The organism is Heterorhizobium halophytocola, from assembly GCF_017873095.1.
GTDB classification, from domain to species: domain Bacteria; phylum Pseudomonadota; class Alphaproteobacteria; order Rhizobiales; family Rhizobiaceae; genus Allorhizobium; species Allorhizobium halophytocola.
Genome location: NZ_JAGGJU010000002.1, coordinates 141,163 through 162,089 on the forward strand (window position 1 = coordinate 141,163; position 20,927 = coordinate 162,089).

Consider the following 20,927-nt stretch of genomic DNA (forward strand, 5'->3'; position numbering starts at 1 on the left):
AAGTTAATGACGAAGACTGCGGTCGTGATTGGTTCTGGCATTGTCGGTCTCTGTTCGGCACTGCGCCTGGCGCAGGCCGGATGGCGGGTACGGATCGCCGATCCGCGGGCGCCGGGCGAGGGATGCTCGGCCGGCAATCCGGGTGGCGTATCGGTATCGTCGATCCTGCCTGCGGCAGCGCCCGGCGTGGTCAAGAAAGTGCCGGGCTGGCTGCTCGACCCCGAGGGGCCGCTTTCCATTCGCCCCACCTACCTGCCCCGGCTTGCGCCATGGCTCGTTCGCTTCCTGCGCGCCTCCAGCCCGGATCGTTATCGGCAGGGCATGGAAAATCTCTATGCGCTGACCCGCACGGCGCAAGGCGCCTGGATCGACCTGCTGGCCTCGATCGGCGAGACGCAGACACTGCGGCGGGACGGGCATCTGATCGTCTACCGCAGCCGGGAGCAGTTCGACGTGGAGACGGCGAGCTGGCAGCGACGGCAAAAGCTTGGTCTCAACATCGAGGAAATCGATACCGACGATCTCGCCGCCCTCGTGCCGGCCCTGTCTGCGGAGTATCGCCTGGCCCGCAAGGTGCTGGACAATGGCTGGCTGGTCGATCCCCTGGCGGTCTGCCGCAGTATTGCTGCGCAGCTTGCGGCCAGGGGCGCGGCTTTCGAAAGACAAGCGGTCCAGGATCTGGCCGTCGATGCATCCGGCAGGCCGCGTCTGACCGTCGGAGGCCGCGAGATTGCGGCCGACCTCGTGGTTCTGGCGGCCGGCGCCTGGTCGGCTCGCCTTGCCCGCAGGGTCGGCGACAAGGTCGCGCTGCAGCCGGAGCGCGGCTATTCCGTGACCTGGGACAAGCCGGGCTTTTCCGTGCCGATGCCGGTATTCTCGCCGTCGGAAAAGATCATGGCCGGTCCGACCCGGGGCGGCATCCGCTTTGCCGGCACGGCGGAATTCACCGGTTTCGACAGCCCCCCCAACTGGAAGCGGGCCGAGGCACTGGAACGGCTCGGCCGGCGCATGTTCCCAGGCCTGACGAAGGAGATCGCCGGCGAGCGCTGGATCGGGCTGCGTCCAAGCACGCCGGACGGCCTGCCGGTGCTCGGCCCCTCGCGCAGCAGCGACCGCATCATCCACGCCTTCGGCCACGGCCATGTCGGCGTCACGACGGCAGCCGTGACGGCCGACATCGTGCGTGCACTTGCCGAACGCGCATCCCCCACCATCGATCTGGCGCCTTACGATCCCGGCCGGTTTTCATCAACGCTCGGCTGAGCGGCAGGCCGAAGTCCGGGTGTGCAGTGCGAACCCGATCCTGCCGCCACGCAACTGCCGCGTCATGAAGGGTGGCGAGGCTCCCGCGGCGGTCGTCGCCGATCATGCTTGTCCACCAAACGGATTGTTTTTCGCGAAAACTGTTCTAGTTCTATCGAACGCACGTGCCCCGCCTCAGATCGCCTTTTCCGGGAGGAAACATCTTGTCCGAAATGCCAGACACCACCACCACGCCCCACTACACGGCCGAGGAAACCCGCCATCGCATCTTTGCGATCATGGCGGCATCATCGGGCAATCTTGTCGAGTGGTTCGATTTTTACGTCTATGCCTTCACGGCGCTCTATTTCAAAAACTCGTTCTTCCCCAACGAGGATCCGACGGTGCAGCTTCTGCAGACGGCGGGCGTGTTTGCCGCCGGCTTCCTGATGCGTCCGATCGGCGGCTGGATCTTCGGTCGCGTCGCCGACCGGCTCGGGCGCAAGACCTCGATGCTGATTTCCGTGGCGATGATGTGCGGCGGTTCTTTGATGATCGCCGTCCTGCCCACCTATGCGCAGATCGGTGCGCTGGCCCCCTTCCTGCTGCTGGTCGCCCGGCTGATCCAGGGTCTGTCGGTCGGCGGTGAATACGGCACCACCGCCACCTACATGTCCGAGGTGGCGTTGCGCGGCCGCCGCGGCTTCTTCTCGTCCTTCCAGTATGTGACGCTGATCGGCGGCCAGCTTCTGGCCGTGCTGGTGATCGTCATCATCGAGGCCTTGATGTCCAAGGAGCAGATCACTGAATGGGGCTGGCGCATCCCCTTCGTCATCGGCGCCATCGCCGCGGTCGTTTCCATCTTCCTGCGCCGGACGCTGACCGAAACCCAGAAGGCGGAGACCCGCGACAGCAAGAAGGCGGGGTCCCTGTCGGAGCTTTTCCGCCACCATACGCCGGCCTTCCTCACCGTGCTCGGCTATACGGCAGGTGGGTCGCTGATCTTCTACACCTTCACCACCTACATGCAGAAATACCTGGTCAACACCGTGCACATGCCGGTGAAGACGGCAAGCTACGTGATGACCGTGGCCCTCTTCCTCTATATGTGCATGCAGCCGTTGTTCGGCGCGCTGTCCGACCGGATCGGCAGGCGCACCAATATGCTGCTGTTCGGCGCGCTCGGCACGCTCTGCACGGTGCCGATCCTCACCACGCTGCAGCATGTCACAAGCCCGGCCATGGCCGGCCTGCTGATCGTCGTCGCGCTGGCAATCGTCAGCTTCTACACCTCGATCAGCGGCATCGTGAAAGCGGAGATGTTTCCGCCGGAAGTCCGGGCGCTCGGCGTCGGACTTGCCTACGCCGTCGGCAATGCGATCTTCGGCGGTTCGGCCGAGTTCGTTGCGCTGTCGATGAAGACGGCCGGGCACGAGCAGCTGTTTTACTGGTATGTCACGGTCATGATGATCATCGCCTTCCTCGTCGCGCTCCGCCTGCCCCGCCAGGCCCGCTATCTGCACCACGACCACTGAACCGGGGGCGCCAGGAAAGGCGCAGACAATTCCCGGGCGCGGCATTTTTTGCCGCGCCCGCGGCAACATGATGGAACCCCTCTAGACGTCGCTTTCGTCGATCCGAGCCGAACCACAATGCGGAGCGCCGACACTGGCGCAGGCGCTTTTCCATCATCGGGGCGTAGGCCGAAACGTGGCGGTTGACGGCACCGCGACCGGCCTCGAAGTCTCGTACCCGGGACGTTCCCTCAAGGTCTCGGTCGTGCCCGATATGGACGCAGCGCCTGGGGATCCGCGCCCCCCAACCTTCCTGCATGTGCAGCACCGACGCGTCGCCGTAGAAACTACGGTCTAGATTTGGACGCGAAACGAATATGCCGTGTAGCTGCACATTTAATCAATCCTTTAAGTACTAATACTACAGTTCTCGGGTAACCAGCGCCCAGCAAGAACTTTGCCCACCTTGCTGGAGACAAAGATCAGGGGCATTGCCAGCGGTTCGGATGACCAGGCGACCTGTAGGTATGCGATGAAGAAGTTAGTTCGCCTTCACCAGCTTCGATTGGGAATGTTTGTCGAGCGCGTCGAGGGTGGTGAAGGAGCCCACAAGAGCTTTCGCACAAATCTTCTGCTGACAAAGCAGTCCGATCTGCAGCAGATCATGCGCTACAACGCCATCAGTGCGGTCATTGATGTCAGCAAGAGCGTCAAGGTCCAGGTTGGAAGCCCTGGTGGTCCGGCCACGGACTATCGGCGGGATACCGAGATTGCCCTGGCGGAGCGGTTTTCGCCACGCGAACTCAGTCTTGCCAAGGAGGTCATCCAGAAGACCGCGCCGCAGGTGAAAGAAATCCTGATGGCGGCGCAGCTGCAGAACAGCGTCGACATGCACGCCGCCAGCGACACGGTCGCCGACATCATGGCGCAGGGCGAACTGGGCGCGCTTATCGGTCTCTGCAAGATCAAGGAGATCGACGAATATACGTTTCTCCACTCCCTCTCCGTCAGTGCGCTGCTGGTATCCTTCGGACGGGCGCTGAAGGTCGACGAGGAGATGGTGCATCTCTTTGGCCTGGGGGGCCTCGTCCATGATATCGGCAAATCGACGATCCCGGTCGATATCCTGAAGAAGACAGGCTCTCTGACAGCCGATGAATTCCATCTGATCAAGAGCCATCCCGAACGGGGCTACGCCATCCTGCGGCGCTCGGACGAGACGGTGCCCGAGGTCGTCCTCGACATCTGCCGCTATCACCATGAGAAATACGATGGTTCGGGCTATCCCCTGCAACTGATGTCGGCGAAGATCCCCTACTGCGCTCGCGTTGCGGCCATCTGCGATGTCTATGATGCGTTGACGACGATCCGGCCCTACAAGAAGGCCTGGACCCAGGCCGAGGCCGTCGACAGGATGATCGGCTCGCATGGACATTTCGATCCGAAACTGCTGCGGACCTTCGTATCGCGCATGATCCTGAGCGGAGCGCTCGTCTAGACGGGCGCATCCGGGCTGAGGTTCGGGAGGTCTGGCGCCTGAGGCGGTGATCCTCAGGCGGTCAAGGTCACCAGCACCACCATGGCAACGGATGCGGCGATCAGGAACACGTTCGTCAATTCGTAGAGTCTGGCGTTCATAAGGGTCTCCCATCTTCCGGCTTTTTTGCGTGGCGCTCTTTTGCCGAGCGCTCAGCCCCCTGCGATGAACCGCAGATGGGGTCCGCATTAACGAAGTTGTCGGAAAAGCGTTCCCTCGCTCCACGCGCGAAACGATTTGTGGAGACGGTTTAAACCGCCTGGTTGCAGCCTCTGCGCCGCCGAATCTCCTGTTCCAAATCCGGAGATCCACGTGATCCCTTTAAATGTGAGGGTTGTTCATGTTTATGAATGCGCTAAAATAGCCATGTCGCGAACTTGTCCAGCGGCCAAGCCGGCCGTCCGCGTAGCTTCCCCTACCCCCCAAACGCCGGCTACGCGGACGACTGGATCGCATCTGATCCTTATGCTTCAAGCGGGACGGCCGTCCGGAACAAGCGAGGCGGTAGAGCACAGCAGCGGTGTCTTGGCGCAGGTCCCGCAAACCACTCCTGCCGATCTTGCCTCAGTTCGGTCCTGTCCAGGGCGCGACCCAGCTCGAGAACAGTCCCTGCCAGAGATGGAAGCGGGTGTTCGGCGCACCATCCGCGTGGCCGTGGCCACCGGATTGGAAGACATGCAGTTCGGCTGCGACGCCTGCCGCCTTCAGCGCCTGGAACATCAAAATGCTGTGGTCGGGCGGCGCCACCTGGTCGTCGGCGGCATGGGCCAGAAAGGTTGGTGGCGTCTGTGGCGTCACCAGCAGATGCGGCGAGTAGGATTTCGGCAGGTCGGCATCGGTGGTGCTGCCGCTCAGCATGCGCCTGGTCGCGGTGGTATCGTATGGCGCCAGCAGGCTGATCACCGGAAACAGCAGGACGGCAAAGTCCGGCCGGGCCGACAGGGCGTCGGCGGCATCATCGGCCCTGTAGGTCTCGCGATCGAAGCAGGTGGCGAGCATGGCTGCCAGATGGCCGCCGGCGGAAAAGCCGATTACGCCGAGCCGCGCCGGATCGATCGCCCAGTCCGCCGCATGGTGCCGTATCACCCGCATGGCGCGCTGGACGTCCTGCAGCGCCGCCTCCGGCGCCCAGCCGTCGATCGGCAGGCGGTGATGCAGGAGGATGGCGGTGAGGCCGAGCGACAGCGCAAGATCGGCGGCCGGATCGCCTTCGCGCGCCATCTGGATATGCCGGTAGCCGCCCCCGCCGAGGATCAGCACGGCGCCGCCGTTCGGCCGGACCGGCCGGCGCACCTCGATCAGCGGCGTTTCGACCCGGCCGATTGCGCCCGCGGGCACGGGCCGATCCTCAAGAGCCGCCCCGCGCTTGCCGGGCATCATCGTCCCCGGCCAGAGCGCCAGGCGCATGCCGCTCTCTTCTGTCGTCGGTCTGTCGGTCATCGGCCGTCCTCCTTGCCTCCCGCATGCCGCAGGGGCGTTGTCGCGTCAAGGCTTGCAGACGGGACGGCGGAGAGGCGACAGATGCATCGGGAGGGAAGCAGGCTCGTCTCCCGGCCGCCATCGAGGGACGCGCCCGAACAGTTGCCATGAAGGGCCGCCTTTTCACAGATTTTTAACGATCCGCCGCGTTGTCGATCACAAGGAACTGAAATAATCTTCGCGGATAGATTGGGTTAAGTTGCACAGACTTCATCGATTGCGCCGTACCGACTGACCAATGAACGATTGGGAAGACGAAGATGCATGACGATATGCAATACCGCCAGGAAGACAATGTTGCGCTGATCTTCGACGCGCTGACCTTCCGTCACCTGACGGTGAAGAACCGCCTTTTCCGCTCCAATATTTCCGGTCAGTTCGACGACTACAACGGTCACGGCGGCAATGCCCGGCTCAACTTCGAGGAGAAGTTTGCGCGCGGCGGCATCGGCTGCATCATCTCCTCGTTCACCCCCGTTTCGGTGCGCGGCCGCATCCTGGTGCGCTACGCCATGATCGACGACGACGACAAGATCCCGTTCTGGCGGGCGGTCGGCGAGCGGGTGCATCCCTATGGCTGCAAATTCATCCTGCAGCTCAGCCATTCCGGCCGCCAGCAGGACATGGGCGGAGCCGAAAACCTCTATAACAAGGGCCTCAGCTCCACCAGCAAGAGCGACTATTTTCACGGGCTTCTCGCCCAGAAGATGAGCAAGGCCGAGATCCGCATGGTCGTCGGCCAGTTCGCCGAGGGCGCGCGCCGTGCCAGGGAGGCCGGTCTCGACGGCGTCGAACTGCACGGCGCCAACGGCTATCTGATCACCCAGTTCCTGTCCTCCGGCATCAACGACCGCGACGACGAATATGGCGGCAACTGGCAGGGCCGCGCCCGCTTCGTGCTGGAGATCGTCCGCGCCATCCGTGAAAAGGTCGGCCCCGACTTTCATCTGCAGATGAAGATCAACGGCGTCGACCACAACAACTGGCTCTATCCGTGGACCGGCAAGGGCAATACGCTCGACGAGACGGTCAAGATCTGCCAGCTGCTGCTCGACGATGGCAAGGGCGTCGACGCGTTCCATGTTTCCTCCGGCTCGACCTTCCCGCATCCGCGCAATCCCCCCGGCGACATGCCGCTCAACGATCTCCGGCGCTGGTATGACGGCATGCTGTCGCAAGGCACCAGGGCACGGTTCAACTACGGCATCTTCAACAATGCGCTCTTGGGCCCCGCCTTCGTCGCCTATTGGCGCTGGCGCCGCGGCAAGGTGATCGAGGGGATCAATCTCGACTATGCCCGCACCGTCACCGAGGCGGTCAGAAAGATCGACCCGAGCGTCAAGGTTCTCTGTACCGGCGGCTTCCAGCATGCCGACGTGATTGCAGGCGCAATCCGATCGGGCGCCTGCGACGGGGTGTCGATGGCCCGCCCGCTGCTTGCCAATAACGATCTGCCGCAGATCCTCGAGACCTTCAACAGTCCGGAACCGAGCCGCGAATGCACCTATTGCAACAAATGCCTGCTGAACGACCTGGAAAACCCGCTCGGCTGCTATGAGGTCAGCCGCTTTCCCGGTGACAGCTTCGAGGAACGCCATGCGGCGATGATTGCCGAGGTGATGTCGGTCTTCACCCCGCCGACCTATTCGCGGATCGGCAGTTCCAAGCCCCTGCCCGATCCGCTGGCCCCTGCGCCGACCCTCGCCGGCGAGACGATGCCGCAGGCGGGCGAGCCGTTGCCGGAGGCAGGGGAATGAGCGAGATCAACGATCCCAGAACGCCGGTCGAGCAGGCCCTTTCCCGCAAGCGCTGGATCTGGCGCGTGGTAATCCTCGCGGTGATCGCCGCCATTCTCTACTGGGCCGTCGCCGTCAACCAGTATGTGGTGGCCTATGACGATCCCGAGCAGCATTTCCTGCATGGCTCGATCGGCAGCGAGACGGCGACCGGCCCACCCTATTGGGTGTTCAAGGCCCTGCCGGTGATGTACCGCGACCGGCTGGGCCCGACCGGCTGGGGCCATTTCGGTTTTCTCTACGAAAAGCCGGGTGACGACCTGCCGATCGGCGTCTCGCGCCGCGTCGTCACCGGCGTCGAGCGGGTCTGGCTCAACTGCGCTGCCTGTCATGTCGGCACCTACCGGATGCCCGGCACCGCCACGCGCCAGCTGATCCCCGGTGCGCCCTCCAACAATCTGCGCCTGCAGGACTTCATCCGGTTCTTCGCCGATCTCGGCACCGATCCCGGCTTCAACGCCGATACGCTGATCGCTGCGATCGATAGCCCGGAGGTCGGCGGCGACCTCAATGTCTTCGAGCGGCTGATCTACCGCCACATCGTCTTTCCCCGGCTGAAGCACGCCTTCCTCGATCTCGGCAAAAGGCTGGCCTTCGTTCAGCGGCAGAAGCCCTGGGGCCCCGGCCGGGTCGACACCTTCAATCCCTACAAGGCGCTGCAATTCAATTTCCCGATGGATGCCGGGCATATCTCCGATGTCGCGCTCAACGGTTCGTCGGACTATCCGTCGATATGGCAGCAGGCGCCGCGTGACGGCATGAACCTGCACTGGGACGGCAATAATGACAGCGTCGCCGAGCGCAACCTGAGTGCCGCGCTTGGCGCCGGCGTCACGCCGGTGACCGTCGACCGTCCGGCCATCGGCCGGATCGAGCGCTGGATGTGGACCAGGCCGGCGCCCGCCTATCCGGATTTCGACGGGATCGACGTGGCCAAGGCCGAGCGCGGGCGCGCCCTGTTCGTCGAATATTGTGCCGGCTGCCACGGCTACAAGCCGGAGCTCGGCAAGGGCAGCACCTACAGCTATGACCGCGACCGCTTCCCGCGGCTCGGCCACACGGTCGCGCTTGACCGGATCGGCACGGATCCCGGCCGGTTCGCCTCCTATACGCCGGATTTCGCCGCCGCCCAGAACCTGCTCTATGCCGGCTATCCCTGGCGCTTCCACCGGTTCCACAAGACCGACGGCTATGCCAACCATCCGCTCGACGGCATATGGGCGCGCTCGCCTTATCTGCATAATGGTTCGGTGCCGACCCTGCGCGACCTGCTGGAGCCCTTCGGCCGCCGGCCGAAGCTCTGGTACCGGGGCAGCGACGAGCTCGATCTGAGCAAGGTCGGCTATCGCACGGATGCCGCAGCCCCCGGCGGCGACCTGTTTGCCTATGACACCACCCTTCCCGGCAATTCCAATCGCGGCCACGAGGGGCCGGCCTATGGCACGGATCTCGTCGACACCGACAAGGATGCGCTTGTCGAATACATGAAGGCGCTGTGATGAAGACCCGCTCGCTCGCCCGATGGAAATTTCGCTATGCGGTGGTGATGTGGATCGGCATCCTGGCGAACTTCGCCTTTGTCCTGCCGCTGTTTTTCTGCCCCGTCTGGTTCCTCGGCCTGTTCGGCGTGATCGTCAACCAGCTGTTCTGGGTGCGGCTTGCCGCCGGCCTGCTCGGGCTGGTGTCGATCTTCTACATTCCCTCCATCCTCGACGTCGATCGCTACCGGGTGATCGCCTGGATGGCGGTCTTTCCGTCGCGCACGTTCGGCGCGCTTTACTGCTTCCTGCAGGTCTTCGCCTTCGGCGAGCCGATGGGATATTTCGCCGGCGCCCTGCTCGACGGCACCTTCGGGCTCCTGGCGCTGCTCTGCCTGTTGAAGATCACCCGCATCGAGCAGCAATTGCGCGAGGGAGCCCACCCGTGAACCCGTTGTCGCGCCTGTTCTGGAAAACCCTCGCCGTCGTGCTGGCACTCGTCGTCGTCGGCGCCTTGTCGGCCTATCTCCTGCTTTTCCGGCCGGTCGCCGAGGCGAAGACCAATGATCTGGCGGAGATCTTCAACCACGGCTCGATCGGCAACGAGGAGGCGCAAGGCCTGCCCTACTGGATCTGGCGGGTGCTGCCGCAGGTGTTTCCCGATCTGGTGCCCGGCAATGGCGACGGCTACGGCAATTTCGGCGTGTACTGGCGCGCCGGCGACGCCGTGCCCATGGGCTTTTCGCTGACGCGGCTCGGCATCATTGATCGGGTCTCGCCCAATTGCGGCTTCTGCCACCAGGGCAGCTACAGGCTGTCTCCCGACCAGCCCCGGGTCTTCGTCAGTGCCGGGGCCGGCACCCGGGTCGATCCGCAGGCCTATATCCGCTTCCTGATGACGGCGGGCGCCGATCCGCGCTTTACCTCCGGGCGGATCATGGCCGAGATCGCAACGCTTACCGACATGCCGCTGATCGAGCGCCTGCTCTATCGTTTCGCGCTGGTGCCCGCCACGCGGCAGGCGCTGAGGGCGCAAGGCGAGCGGTTCGCCTGGATGGCGTCGCGGCCCGACTGGGGACCGGGGCGCATCGACCCGTTCAATCCGGTGAAATTCCAGAACCTGAAACTGCCCGACGACGGCACGATCGGCAATTCCGACATGATGCCGCTCTGGAACCTGAAGACGCTCGCCGCCAGCAATACCAGAACCTATTCGCTGCACTGGGACGGATTGCAGACCGATGTGCACGAGACCGTGGTGTCGGGCGCGATCGGCGACGGAATGAGCTTCAAGACCTATCCGCGCACCAATGACAATCTGGCGCGGATGGAGGATTTCGCCAGGGTCGAGGCCCCTCCCCCCTCGCCGTTCAGCCCCGGTGCTCCGATCGACAGCCCCTTCCATGTCGATGCCTATGCCTTTGCCGAGGGGCAGAAGATCTACCGGGACAACTGCGCCGTCTGCCATGCGCCCGACGGCGCGCGTTTCCGCACGCCTGTCCCGATCGTCGAGCTTGGCACGGACCGCCACCGCATCGACATGTGGTCGCCGGCAGCGCGCAGTCGCTACGCCGCCTACGAAGACGATTATGCCTGGAATTTCACCCATTTCGAGAAGGCCGAAGGCTATGTCGCGGTCGGTCTCGAAGGCTTGTGGTTGCGCGCACCCTATCTGCATAACGGCTCGGTGCCGAGCCTGCGCGATCTGCTGAAGACCCCGGACGCTCGGCCGAAGACCTTCTTTCGCGGCAGCGATCTTGTCGATGCCGAGAATGGCGGCTTCGTTGCGACGAACATGCCGGCCAGCCCCGCCAGTCCGCCGGTCGCCGCCAGCCTCTACGACACGACCCTGCCCGGAAACGCCAACACCGGCCATCTCTGGGGCACCGATCTTTCACCGCAGGCGAAGGAAAGCCTGCTTGCCTATCTGAAGACGCTCTGACGGCCAGGGAGAAAACGATGACCACGATCACCCGGCGCATCACACATTACGTCCTCTGGGCGGTCGCGGCCCTGTTGACCCTCGGCATCGTGGCCCTTGTCGCCGTCGGGGTGCTCGTCTGGTCGCTGATCGAGGGGCCGACGGACAGGTTCGGCAAGGTCGAGGACGAGGCGCGCGCGGCCGGCCGCAAGGCCGAACAGTTCCCCGGCGCCGGCGAGCCCTATTTCGCTGCCATGGACAAGGGGCTGCTGCTGACGCCGACAGAGGGCAGTTCCTATCCGAAGGAGGTGCTGGAGGTCGCGGCGGCGACCGGGCTTGAGCCCGAGGCGGTGCGGCAGGCGGCGGTGCGGGGGCAGAATGCCTGGCTGGTCTGGACCGGCGGCAATGACCGCTTCTGGGACTATGCGGCGAGAAACACGATCGGCAGCTTCGACCTGCTGAAGACCATCTCCTCGCATCCCTCGCAGGCCTATGGTCATGACAACCGCTTTCGCTATCTCGGCCTCATCAACGAGCCCTGTTTCGAAAAGCCCGCCGGGCCCGATCCGGAGCATTTCGGCCTCTGGATCGACCAGCGCGACAGGGATTGCGAAGGCGGCGAGGACCCGTTCGGCGGCAATCCGGCAGCCGACAAGCGCTATCCGGGGGTTGCCGTCGGGCAGCGCGGCAAGCCGGTGCTGAACACGGCGACCGGCAAGACCGTGACCCTGCCCGTTGGTTCCTATTATGGCGAGCCGACGGGGGTCATGGGCCTCAGGCTGTTTGCCAACCCGGATTTCGACGAGACGGCGGCGAAGGCCTGGGACCCCAAGCGCTATTACACCGATCCCGACTACTATAACCGCGGCGACCTGGTGCGCCCCTACCGGGTCGGCATGTCCTGCGCCTTCTGCCATGTCGGGCCCAATCCGATGCACACGCCCGGCAATGTCGAAAAGCCGGCATTCGCCGATATCGCCTCCAATCCTGGGGCCCAGTATTTCTGGGTCGACCGGATCTTCTTCTGGAATACCGCGCCGCGCGGCAAGGACGGCAAGCCATCGCAGAACGAGGGCAATTTTCTCTTCCAGCTGTTCCACACCAATCCGCCGGGCACCCTCGACACCTCGCTGGTCTCCAGCGACTACATGAACAATCCGCGCACGATGAACGCCGTCTACGAGGTGGCCGCCCGTCTTCAAACCGCTGCGAAAGCCGGGCAGGAGACGCTCGAAGGCGGCGAGCGCGACAACCGGCAGTTCCAGGATTATCCGCAGACCGCGAAACTGTCCGCCTTCTATGACGAGACATCCGGAAAGTCGCTGTCGATGCGGGTGCTGAAGGACGGCTCGGATTCGGTCGGCACGCTCGGCGCGCTGAACCGGGTCTATCTCAATATCGGCCTGTTCAGCGAGGAATGGCTGTTGCATTTTCGCCCCTTCCTCGGCGGCCAGAAGATTTCGCCGATCAGGATCGCCGATGCCAAGAAGAACTCCGTCTATTGGCAGGCAACGGAAGCGATGACGGCCGATATGGCGACCTTCTTCCTGGTGACGGCGCGCGCCGACAGGCTGGCGGATCTCGATGGCTACAAGGACCAGATCGCCAATCGGCCGCCGGAGCAGGTGGCGCGTGGCCGTGTGGTCTTTGCCGAGACCTGCGCTGCCTGCCATTCGAGCAAGCAGCCGGTTCCGCCGGTTTCCTACGGCGTCGATCTCGGCCAATGTGCGGGCGGCGGTGCCGGGCCGCAATACCGCCAGTGCTGGGATCGCTACTGGGCCTGGGCCCGTTCGGACGCGTTCAAGGCCGGCATGCGCGCGCTTGTCGAGCAGCCGGACTTCCTCGAGGGAAATTATCTGTCGACGGAGCGCCGCGTGCCGCTCGACCTGCTCGGCACCAATGCCTGCAGCGCGATCGCCACCAATGGCCTTGCCGGCGACATCTGGGACAATTTCACCTCGTCGACCTACAAGACCCTGCCGCCTTCAGGCGAAGTGACGATCCACCATCCGGTGTCGGGCGGGGCCGCCCCCTTCCAGCCGCTTGGGAACGGCCGCGGCTATATCCGGCCGGCCTCGCTGGTCTCGCTCTGGTCGACGGCGCCCTATCTGCTCAACAATTCGGTCGGCCATCCCGACTATTATTCCGGCGAGGGGACCGCCGGAAGACAGGTCGCCGGTCTGGCGACCGCGGCAGGCCCGGCGCCTTCTGCCGCCTATGGCGCGGTCACGCCGGTCTCCGATGCGCTGTCTCCCCTTGCCTCCCCTTCCCTTGCCTCCCCTCCCCTCCCCTCCCCCGGGACGGCTGCAAGCTCCGCCAAGGTCTACGGCACCTATCAAACCGGTTATGGCTCGGCCTGCCCGAGCGGCGATCCCTCGGCACCCTATATGCCCTGCGTCGAAAACCGGCTGGCGTTGTTCGAAACCTCGCTGCGCCAGATGTTGTCGCCGGAAACCCGGCGCCGCGACACGGTGACGAAAGAGCCGGTGCCGGGCTATATCTACCGCACCAGCGCGCCGTCCTGCCTGATCGTGCCCAAGGGTTTCGTGCCGGAGGCGATCCGGCCCTTCAGCCGTATCCTCAACACGGTCGCGCCCTGGGCCTTCAAGCACGACGGCTCGATCACCCTCGGCCCCTTCCCGGCCGATTTTCCGATCAACGCGCTGACCAATACCCAGCTTCTGCCCGACCATGACGATCCCGCGCCGTTCGACACCTACAAGCGGCTGCTCGCCAATGCGCCGGCGCTGATCGAGACCTTTGCCCGGCTGGGTGGCCAGTGCACGCCGGACGAGCTGGCGGACCCGCAGGTGCGCACTCATGCCGAGACGGTGGTGCGCGAAACTGGGCTGATCGATCGGCTGGTGGGCCTTAGCAAATGCCCCGATTACGTGGTCAATGCCGGCCATGCCTTCGGTGCCGACCTGCCGCCGGCCGACAAGGAGGCGCTGATCTCCTATGTGAAGCAGTTCTGACGATGACGGAGCCCCCCTCCCCTGATGGACGCGAACGGAAGGGTGCTGCAGGCGGACCGGGGTCTAGAACTGTAGACGGCGAAGCCATGAGCGGCGGCCGGCCTTTCGAGGCGGATTATATTGTCGTGGGCGCCGGTGCCGGCGGAGCGGTGCTCGCCGCCAGACTTGCCGAAGCCGGCTGCACGGTCATCGTCATCGAGGCCGGCTGCGATCCGCTGGCGCAGGAGTATGGCGATCAGGCGGACGGGGACGCGGCAAGCGATATGCCGCTTGCCGATGCCTGCAGCGTGCCGGCCTTCCATGCCTTTTCCACCGAACACGAGGGCATGACCGCCGATCATTGGGTGCGCCACTATGCTGACCGGCAGATGCAGCAAAGGGACTGGCGCTACAGCGCGGAGCATGACGGGGTGCTCTACCCGCGGGCACAGGGGCTTGGCGGCTGCACGGCCCATCACGCGATGATCATCGTCAAGCCGAATGCCTGCGACTGGAACCACATCGCCGACATCACCGGCGACGAAAGCTGGCGGGCGAGCCGGATGCAGGCCTATTTCGAGCGGATCGAACGGTGTCGCTACCGCTCCTTCCTCTGGCGCTGGCTCCAAGCGCTGACGGGGCTGAACCCGACCGGCCACGGCTGGCGCGGCTGGATGACCACCGAATGGGTGTTTCCGCTGCGGCCGGTCCGCGACCGGTTGCTCTGGCAATCCGTGCTGCGCTCGATCGGTGCAGCGGCCGACGCGTTCGGGCATCGGGGCGCAAGTTTCGAGACGGCGGCCTTCGACCCGAATGACCATCGCGGCTGGAACATCGGAGCAAGCGGCGTGCGCATGGCGCCGCTCTCGACCCGGAGACACCGGCGCGAGGGGCCCCGCGAGCGGCTCGTCGATGTCGCCCGGCGTTGCCCGGACCGGCTGCAGATCCGGCTTCGCACCCGGGTGACGCAGATCCTGTTCGACGGTCGCCGCGCCACGGGTGTCCGTTGCATTGGCAGAGATGGGGAGGAATATATTCTTAAATCCCGCCGGGAGACACTTCTCGCCGGCGGCAGTTTTGCCACGCCTCAGCTGCTGATGCTGTCGGGCATCGGCGATCCCGTGCATCTCGGCGGGCTTGGCATTCCGCTGGTCGAGCCCCTGCCCCGCGTCGGCTGCAACCTGCAGGACCGCTACGAGATCGGCGTTGTCAGCCGGATGAAGGCCGCCTGGCCGAACCTGCAGGGTGTCACCTACACGGTCCGCGATCGCAGCTACCGGATGTGGCGGCGTTTACGCCTCGGTAACTATACCAGCAATGGCGTGATGTTCTCGCTGCTGCTGAAATCCCGTGCCGGCCTTGCCGTGCCCGACCTCCACTGCTTCTCGCTGCTCGCGGATTTCCGGGGCTATTATCCCGGCTATTCGACGCGCATCCGCAAGGGCAATTATATGAGCTGGGTGGTGCTGAAGGCCTATACGGACAATGCCGCCGGGACCGTGCGCCTGCAAAGCGCCGACCATCGCGTTCCACCCCGCATTACCTTCCATTCCTTCGCCGAGGGCGATGGCGACCATGAGCACGACCTCGATGCCCTGGTCGCCGGGGTGCGTTTCGTCCGCCATGTGGCGGATGCCATGGACGCCGATGTGGCGGAGGAGGAGGAGCCCGGCCGCTGGCGCGACAGCGACGCCGCGCTGAAGGATTACATCGCGGCCAATGCCTGGGGCCATCATGCCTGCGGCACCTGCCCGATCGGCCCACGCGAGCAGGGTGGGGTGATCGACAGCAAATTTCGGGTTTATGGGGTGGAGGGGCTGCGGGTCGTCGATGCCTCGGTCTTCCCGCGCATCCCCGGCTATTTTCTCGCCAGCGCCGTCTACATGATCGCCGAGAAGGCGGCCGACACGCTGCTCGATGAGGTCGTGCCGTCGGAGGGGTCATGACACCGACCAAAGAGCGCCTCCGCGTGTTCGCTCTCAGCGGCCGGGCGATGACCTGCGTTGCGCAGCCCTGCTCGTCTCGGGAATCGATCCCCTGAATTCATGCGGTCCCATGTGGCGCAACGCGCTGCACATATCCAGCCAGATCCGGTAGCCTGCCCGTTGCGCGCGGCGGCAGAAGGCATAGTCCTCGGAGAGATAGCGGTCTCCCTCCAGCAGGGTGTCGAAAAACAGATAATGGTTGGTGCTTGCCGGTCCGCCGAGGAGATCCTGATCGGAGCGGTAGTGCAGGTCGGGATAGGCGCGGCGCATGTCGTCCAGCACCCCGCGCCGGATGCACATGAAGCCGGTCGCGGCGTCCCTCACCTCGACGAAGCCGTCCGTTGGGACTGTCACCACGCCGTCCGGCAGGTTGATCGCATAGCGTAGCATCGAGGTCTCGAGATCGCGCCCGGCAAGACCGGCCGGCTCGACCGGAAAGTGATAGCGCTTCAGCGGATAGGCGGCGGCGGCAATATCGCGGTCGATATCGAGCAGCCGGAAGAACTGCCCCGGATCGAAGCCGATATCCGCATCGATCCAGAACAGATAATCCCAGTCGCCGTCGAGAAAGACGGCGACGATATTGTTGCGGGCGCGGGTCACCAGCGCGTCCGTCGCCTGGTGGACATGCACCGCATAACCCCGATCGCGGCATTGCAGGACGATCTTCAGCACCGACTGCATGTAGTTGATGTAGACCTGCCCGCCGAAGCACGGGGTAGCAATAAGGACCTTCTTCACCGTTCATCTCTCCCCTTGCCTTTGATCCAGAGCCGCTGTCCGGCACGCCGGCGCGTCTGGGCCGACATCAGAACGCGATATTGAGCCGCGTGCTGAAAGCCTGACTGTTGTGGTCGCTGTCGAATGCGCCCTGATAGGCAAAGCCGAGATTGGCGCTCCTGGTCAAAGGCAGGTCGAGGCCCGCCTCGATGAGCGCCGTGTTGATGCTGGCGGGTGTCGCATAGACGGTGAAATCACGGCCGCCGGCAAAGTTCTGGGTCGTCGAGATGTCACGATCTCCGAACGAATGCTGCACGGCGACAGAGCCGTGCAGCCGCACGTCATGGCTGGCAAGCTGTACGATCCGGTCGGCTCTCATGCCCAGGGTGGCCAGCGGCAGGGTCTCGATCTGGGTCCTCGCCTTCAGGGCTGCGCTGCCGCCGCTCTCCTGGTAGCCCTGATCGATCAGCAGGCTGCCGGATATGCCGGTAAAGGGTTCCAGCGTCGCCACGTCGGTGTCGATACGGTAGGCGACCTCACCGAAGGCCTGCAGGGTATGGCTGTCATAGCCGGCCGTCAGGTGCTGATCCAGGCCGAGAACCGAGACATCCCTGTCCGTATCGGTCTGGCGAAAGTCATAGGCGATGCCGCCGCGAAAACTGGCCGGCCCGAGGGTGCGCGCGCCATAGAAGGCGAGATGGAAATTGTCGCTGTCGGCAGAAGAGGCGCGGTCGTCGACGCGGAAACGCGCATGGCTGAAGCCGGCCGCCGCACCCGCAAGCCAGTCCTCGCGTTCGGCGTCCACGCCGGCCAGCAAGCCGCCATTGTGTGACGACATGGCGGCGGCATTGCCATCGGTATCGACGTCGCTTCGGCCGTGCCGTGCCTGGCCCCAGTACTGGACCGGTTCGTCGAGGCGGCCGGAGCCCTGGCCCGGGGCGATGGAGCCGGTGACGAACGGATCGATCGACCCGCGCATCCGGTCGTTCACGGCGTTGCGGATCTCGGCACCGTCGGCAAGCTGGCCGGCCATGACCGAGGCATGGATCTCGCCGGACATGGCGTCGAACCCGGCACGGGCGCCAGCAGCGCTGGCGTTGATCACGGCATCGAAGATCTCGCCTTCGCCGAGCGATTCGATCCCCTTGGCCGTGGCCCGTTGGTTGCGCGTCAGCGCGACATCGGAAAAGCCCTGACCGTTGCGATCGACATTCAGGACGATGCTGTTTGCCACCTGGTTCAGGCTGACGTCGAAAAAGGCATATTCATCGGCAAAATCGCTTGTTACGCCCTCGAAGGCTCCGGATACCGGCGCGTCCGACCAGTCGATGATCGTATAGGCGTCGCCGGGGTGAAGGACGCGGCCATTGGTCGGCGCCAGCGCGACAGAGACATCCTGGCCGATGGTCAAGGTGGAGGTGTTGAGGAAATCCTGGGTGAGGCCGAAGACGAAGCGAGCGCCGTCCTCGAAAACCACATCGCCGGCAGCGCCGGTTCCGGCAAGCGCTGCCCCGTCCAAGACGGCCAGGCTCGGCCCTGCATCACTGTCGATGCTGACCGTGCCGCCCGCGACATCGACCTTGCCGGTAAAGGCGGAATAGTCGCCCGTCAGGTGCGTAAAGCCGGCTTCCTGGATGAAGGCACCATAGCCCGCGACATCGGCCGAGAAGAGATAATCGGCATCGCTGTAGTTGAAGATGATCGTGCCGCTGCCGTTGCCGAAGACCAGCTTGGAGGCGTCCAGCAATCCGGCTGCCGCTGCCGCCTCCCCCGAAGCTGAACCGATATTGACGGTGCCATCGGCGTCTGCCAATTGTCCGAGAAACAGCGTGTCTGCGCTGACACGGGCGCCGTCCATCAGGTTCAGGGTGCCTGTGCCGTATTCTCCGACGGTGATCGCGTCGTCCGCCGTCAGCATCGAGCCCGACCCGGCGACGGTGACCGAGCCATATCCGGTCGCGCCGGCGCCGAGCGTGAGAGCATGGGTCTGCGCCCGCGCGCCGTTGTCGATCTGCAGGGACCCGTCGCCCTGATTGCCGATGCGGAGATTGGCTGTCGTCAGCGTGGAGGAGGGTCCCGACACGCCTATCTTGCCGCTCGATCCGGCCGAATTTCCAGCCGTCGTCCCCTCTGCATCTGCCGCGCCCCCCTCGGTGATCGCCAGCGTGCCTTCGCCCGATTCTCCGACAACGATGTCCGACGACGATGTCAGGAGCGATCCCTGCCCCGACACCTCGCCAGCAGCCGTGATATCGTCTGCTGTGGTGAAGCCGATGGAGATGCCGTTCGCCGACATGTGGCTACCGCCCGTCACGGAGAGCAAGCCGTTGCCGGCCACGCCGACATGGACGCGTCCACCGGCTTTGACGCTGGAGCCTTCCCCCGTCACCGTGATGGTGCCGCTGGATCCGACCTCGCGGCCCAGGAATACTTCGGGAAGCCAAACGGTGGCGCCGCCGTCCACCTCCACGGTTCCGTTGCCCGCATTGCCGATCAGGAAGCTGTTCTGGTTGATCTTCAGTTGCGAACCCTCGCCGGAGACGGTCACTTTGCCGGCGGCGCCGGCACCATCTCCCACGATCTGCTCTTGCGTCGGCAACACGGTGACGGCGCCCCCATTGTTGATCTGCAGAGTGCCGTCGTTTACGCGGATTCCATCCACGCTGCGGCTATCGTTCACCAGAACGGTGTCGCCGTTGTCGACGATCAGTTCTGCCGCATGGCCTAGCTTGAACAAAAGGGCTGAGAGAAGGATACCGGCCGCGAGGGCGGTCGTATGCAGCATGATCCGGCGGTGCCGGGCGAACATTCGAACCGGGCCGGATTGCCGAACAAGGACGGCGCTTGGGCTCGGGAAGTGCAGCCGTTGGTCTATGTCACGCATGATGTCGTCTCCTCTGATTCGCGGGGAATATCGATCGGCGTAACAGTGAACGGACCCGGCAGGCTTAGGCGCGGCGGCCGCGCTGCACCGAGAGGCATGACATCCGCACCATCATGCCCGCTTGGCCGTGTTTTTGTGTGGGCGCGTGCCGCAATGCGCACTTCTACTGCTGCCCGGCAAGGGTCAGGAAGCCCTGCAAGTCCCTCTTTTGCGCCGTGGCCTCCCAAGGCTGTTGACAGCTGTCAACACTCTCGGCGCTCTCGTTTCGTTGCCTGACGAAGTCTGGTCGAAGGCGGCAAAATGCGGTCTGGCCTGTCTCGGGCGCGGGGCGCCGAACTTGGCGGGGAGGGGGCTTGATCCGCCGTTTGGCGCCGCAATTGCGTGAAGGGCAGAGCCTGACCTTGGTGCTTCGACACAGGCTGACGATGCCGCCGTTGACAGCTGTCAATTTCCATTCCTTCTACTGGTAAATGCAGGGCAGATCCTGGGTGCGGGCGTTGGATCGGCGTTGCGGGTATGCCGCGGCCTGGCCGGTCGTGCTGCGTTGGCTGAGACGCATCCCGCTCTCCGGCGATTGCGCGCCGGCATGTCAAAGCGGCAATCGGCTTACTCGACGATCTCTAGATCGCGGGCTCGCGATATCCCCGCCGCCGCTTGGCGGCAAGAAGTCGTCGCAGCAGCAGTTCGGCATCGCTGTTGCCGACACAGAATTGCAGCTTTTGCTGGCTGGCGCCGCCGATGCGGCCCCAGCGGCGAACAAGGATCGGGTCGCCGAACAGAGAGGGTTCGATCGATAAGGCATAGTAGCGCGCCATGTTGCGCTGTCGGTCGATGCGTTCGAGATAAATGGGCTGTTCGGTCATGACGCGACAGTTTCATTCGAGACGGTCGCGGTCCAACGAGAGTTCTGAATCGGTTCAGGCCGAGCGATTCATCGGATTGATGGATGGGCCAGACGCCTGCCGGGACCGCGATGTCTGCGCGACCCGTCCCTTGCAGCGGAGAGAGGCGGCGGAGAGTGTGTTGACAGCTGTCAACTGGGCTGAGCGGAGCAGGGACGGGGAGGCGAAGGCGGCCCGGCCGTTGCGATGATGAGCCACCGCTGACGGTCCGCGTGGTAGCCGGCGAAAAATTATCTGCATGAACGCGAGGAAATGTTGCCGTGTTCATACTTTGTTGGGTCTTTTCGACGAGAACCGGCATTGCGCGTTATGTAGTGCGTACGCGCGTTTCCTTCTGCCCTCGCAACGCTTCCGGGCGCTGCGGTCAGGCAGATCATCTCAGGTCTCCGGCGCCAGCGAACGTCGCGATCCCGGCGCGGGTTCGGACAGGCGCCATAGCCGCGTCATCTGGACAGCCGGTCCCGCCTGAAGCCGGCCTTCGGTTCGTGCCGAAGCGAATGTCGATTGCCGCAGCG

13 protein-coding genes and 1 pseudogene are annotated in these 20,927 nt (G+C 64.4%); 9 read left to right on the forward strand and 5 right to left on the reverse strand.

Features of this window, described 5'->3' with window-relative positions; translation table 11 throughout:
* Positions 1-6 precede the first annotated feature (6 nt).
* Complete coding sequence (locus tag J2Z17_RS03945; protein ID WP_209942430.1) at positions 7-1,263, forward strand: NAD(P)/FAD-dependent oxidoreductase; 1,257 nt, start codon at positions 7-9, stop codon at positions 1,261-1,263.
* Between the two features lie 212 nt (positions 1,264-1,475).
* A complete protein-coding gene (locus tag J2Z17_RS03950) occupies positions 1,476-2,777 on the forward strand; it encodes an MFS family transporter (protein WP_209942945.1) in 1,302 nt (433 codons plus the stop codon).
* Between the two features lie 84 nt (positions 2,778-2,861).
* Here the strand turns inward: J2Z17_RS03950 and J2Z17_RS03955 are convergent.
* Positions 2,862-3,018, reverse strand: a pseudogene (locus J2Z17_RS03955) (IS6 family transposase); the annotation flags it as partial.
* Positions 3,019-3,288: 270 nt separating this feature from the next.
* Here J2Z17_RS03955 and J2Z17_RS03960 point away from each other — a divergent pair.
* Positions 3,289-4,254 carry an HD-GYP domain-containing protein gene (locus J2Z17_RS03960; RefSeq protein WP_209942433.1) on the forward strand — a complete coding sequence of 322 codons (966 nt, stop codon included), beginning with the start codon at positions 3,289-3,291 and terminating at the stop codon, positions 4,252-4,254.
* Positions 4,255-4,857: 603 nt separating this feature from the next.
* Here J2Z17_RS03960 and J2Z17_RS03965 read toward each other — a convergent pair.
* Positions 4,858-5,733, reverse strand: coding sequence for an alpha/beta hydrolase (locus tag J2Z17_RS03965; protein ID WP_209942435.1), 876 nt, complete (start codon positions 5,731-5,733; stop codon positions 4,858-4,860).
* Positions 5,734-6,032: 299 nt separating this feature from the next.
* Here J2Z17_RS03965 and J2Z17_RS03970 point away from each other — a divergent pair, with 299 nt between their 5' ends.
* From J2Z17_RS03970 to J2Z17_RS03995, 6 genes are all read left to right on the forward strand, one after another.
* Entirely contained in the window at positions 6,033-7,529 is a 1,497-nt protein-coding gene (locus J2Z17_RS03970) for an NADH:flavin oxidoreductase (protein ID WP_209942437.1), read from the forward strand.
* Positions 7,526-9,067: a c-type cytochrome gene (locus tag J2Z17_RS03975; RefSeq protein ID WP_209942439.1), complete on the forward strand. Its 1,542-nt coding sequence runs from the start codon at positions 7,526-7,528 to the stop codon at positions 9,065-9,067. The genes J2Z17_RS03970 and J2Z17_RS03975 overlap by 4 nt, the downstream gene beginning before the upstream one ends.
* Positions 9,067-9,495, forward strand: a complete 429-nt coding sequence (locus tag J2Z17_RS03980) for a hypothetical protein (RefSeq protein ID WP_245223860.1) — start codon at positions 9,067-9,069, stop codon at positions 9,493-9,495. The genes J2Z17_RS03975 and J2Z17_RS03980 overlap by 1 nt, the downstream gene beginning before the upstream one ends.
* Entirely contained in the window at positions 9,492-10,988 is a 1,497-nt protein-coding gene (locus J2Z17_RS03985; protein WP_342454363.1) for a c-type cytochrome, read from the forward strand. Before J2Z17_RS03980 ends, J2Z17_RS03985 begins: the two co-directional genes overlap by 4 nt.
* 17 nt (positions 10,989-11,005) lie before the next feature.
* A complete protein-coding gene (locus J2Z17_RS03990) occupies positions 11,006-13,942 on the forward strand; it encodes a cytochrome c family protein (RefSeq protein ID WP_209942442.1) in 2,937 nt (978 codons plus the stop codon).
* An 86-nt stretch (positions 13,943-14,028) separates the two neighbouring features.
* A complete protein-coding gene (locus J2Z17_RS03995; RefSeq protein ID WP_209942443.1) occupies positions 14,029-15,867 on the forward strand; it encodes a GMC family oxidoreductase in 1,839 nt (612 codons plus the stop codon).
* Between the two features lie 33 nt (positions 15,868-15,900).
* On the opposite strand, the gene J2Z17_RS04000 is transcribed toward J2Z17_RS03995, so the two are convergent.
* From J2Z17_RS04000 to J2Z17_RS04010, 3 genes are all read right to left on the reverse strand, one after another.
* Positions 15,901-16,647: a glycosyltransferase family 2 protein gene (locus J2Z17_RS04000; RefSeq protein ID WP_209942444.1), complete on the reverse strand. Its 747-nt coding sequence runs from the start codon at positions 16,645-16,647 to the stop codon at positions 15,901-15,903.
* A gap of 67 nt (positions 16,648-16,714) precedes the next feature.
* Positions 16,715-19,510: an autotransporter outer membrane beta-barrel domain-containing protein gene (locus tag J2Z17_RS04005; RefSeq protein ID WP_209942445.1), complete on the reverse strand. Its 2,796-nt coding sequence runs from the start codon at positions 19,508-19,510 to the stop codon at positions 16,715-16,717.
* 620 nt (positions 19,511-20,130) lie between these two features.
* Entirely contained in the window at positions 20,131-20,373 is a 243-nt protein-coding gene (locus J2Z17_RS04010) for a WGR domain-containing protein (RefSeq protein WP_209942446.1), read from the reverse strand.
* Between the last annotated feature and the right edge of the window lie 554 nt (positions 20,374-20,927).

Bases quoted from the DNA above. Each gene is read 5' to 3' on its own strand.
- J2Z17_RS03945 (WP_209942430.1), top strand. From the start codon at position 7: ATGACGAAGACTGCGGTCGTGATTGGTTCTGGCATTGTCGGTCTCTGT.
- J2Z17_RS03950 (WP_209942945.1), top strand. From the start codon at position 1,476: ATGCCAGACACCACCACCACGCCCCACTACACGGCCGAGGAAACCCGC.
- J2Z17_RS03960 (WP_209942433.1), top strand. From the start codon at position 3,289: ATGAAGAAGTTAGTTCGCCTTCACCAGCTTCGATTGGGAATGTTTGTC.
- J2Z17_RS03965 (WP_209942435.1), bottom strand. From the start codon at position 5,733: ATGACCGACAGACCGACGACAGAAGAGAGCGGCATGCGCCTGGCGCTC.
- J2Z17_RS03970 (WP_209942437.1), top strand. From the start codon at position 6,033: ATGCATGACGATATGCAATACCGCCAGGAAGACAATGTTGCGCTGATC.
- J2Z17_RS03975 (WP_209942439.1), top strand. From the start codon at position 7,526: ATGAGCGAGATCAACGATCCCAGAACGCCGGTCGAGCAGGCCCTTTCC.
- J2Z17_RS03980 (WP_245223860.1), top strand. From the start codon at position 9,067: ATGAAGACCCGCTCGCTCGCCCGATGGAAATTTCGCTATGCGGTGGTG.
- J2Z17_RS03990 (WP_209942442.1), top strand. From the start codon at position 11,006: ATGACCACGATCACCCGGCGCATCACACATTACGTCCTCTGGGCGGTC.
- J2Z17_RS03995 (WP_209942443.1), top strand. From the start codon at position 14,029: ATGAGCGGCGGCCGGCCTTTCGAGGCGGATTATATTGTCGTGGGCGCC.
- J2Z17_RS04005 (WP_209942445.1), bottom strand. From the start codon at position 19,510: ATGCGTGACATAGACCAACGGCTGCACTTCCCGAGCCCAAGCGCCGTC.
- J2Z17_RS04010 (WP_209942446.1), bottom strand. From the start codon at position 20,373: ATGACCGAACAGCCCATTTATCTCGAACGCATCGACCGACAGCGCAAC.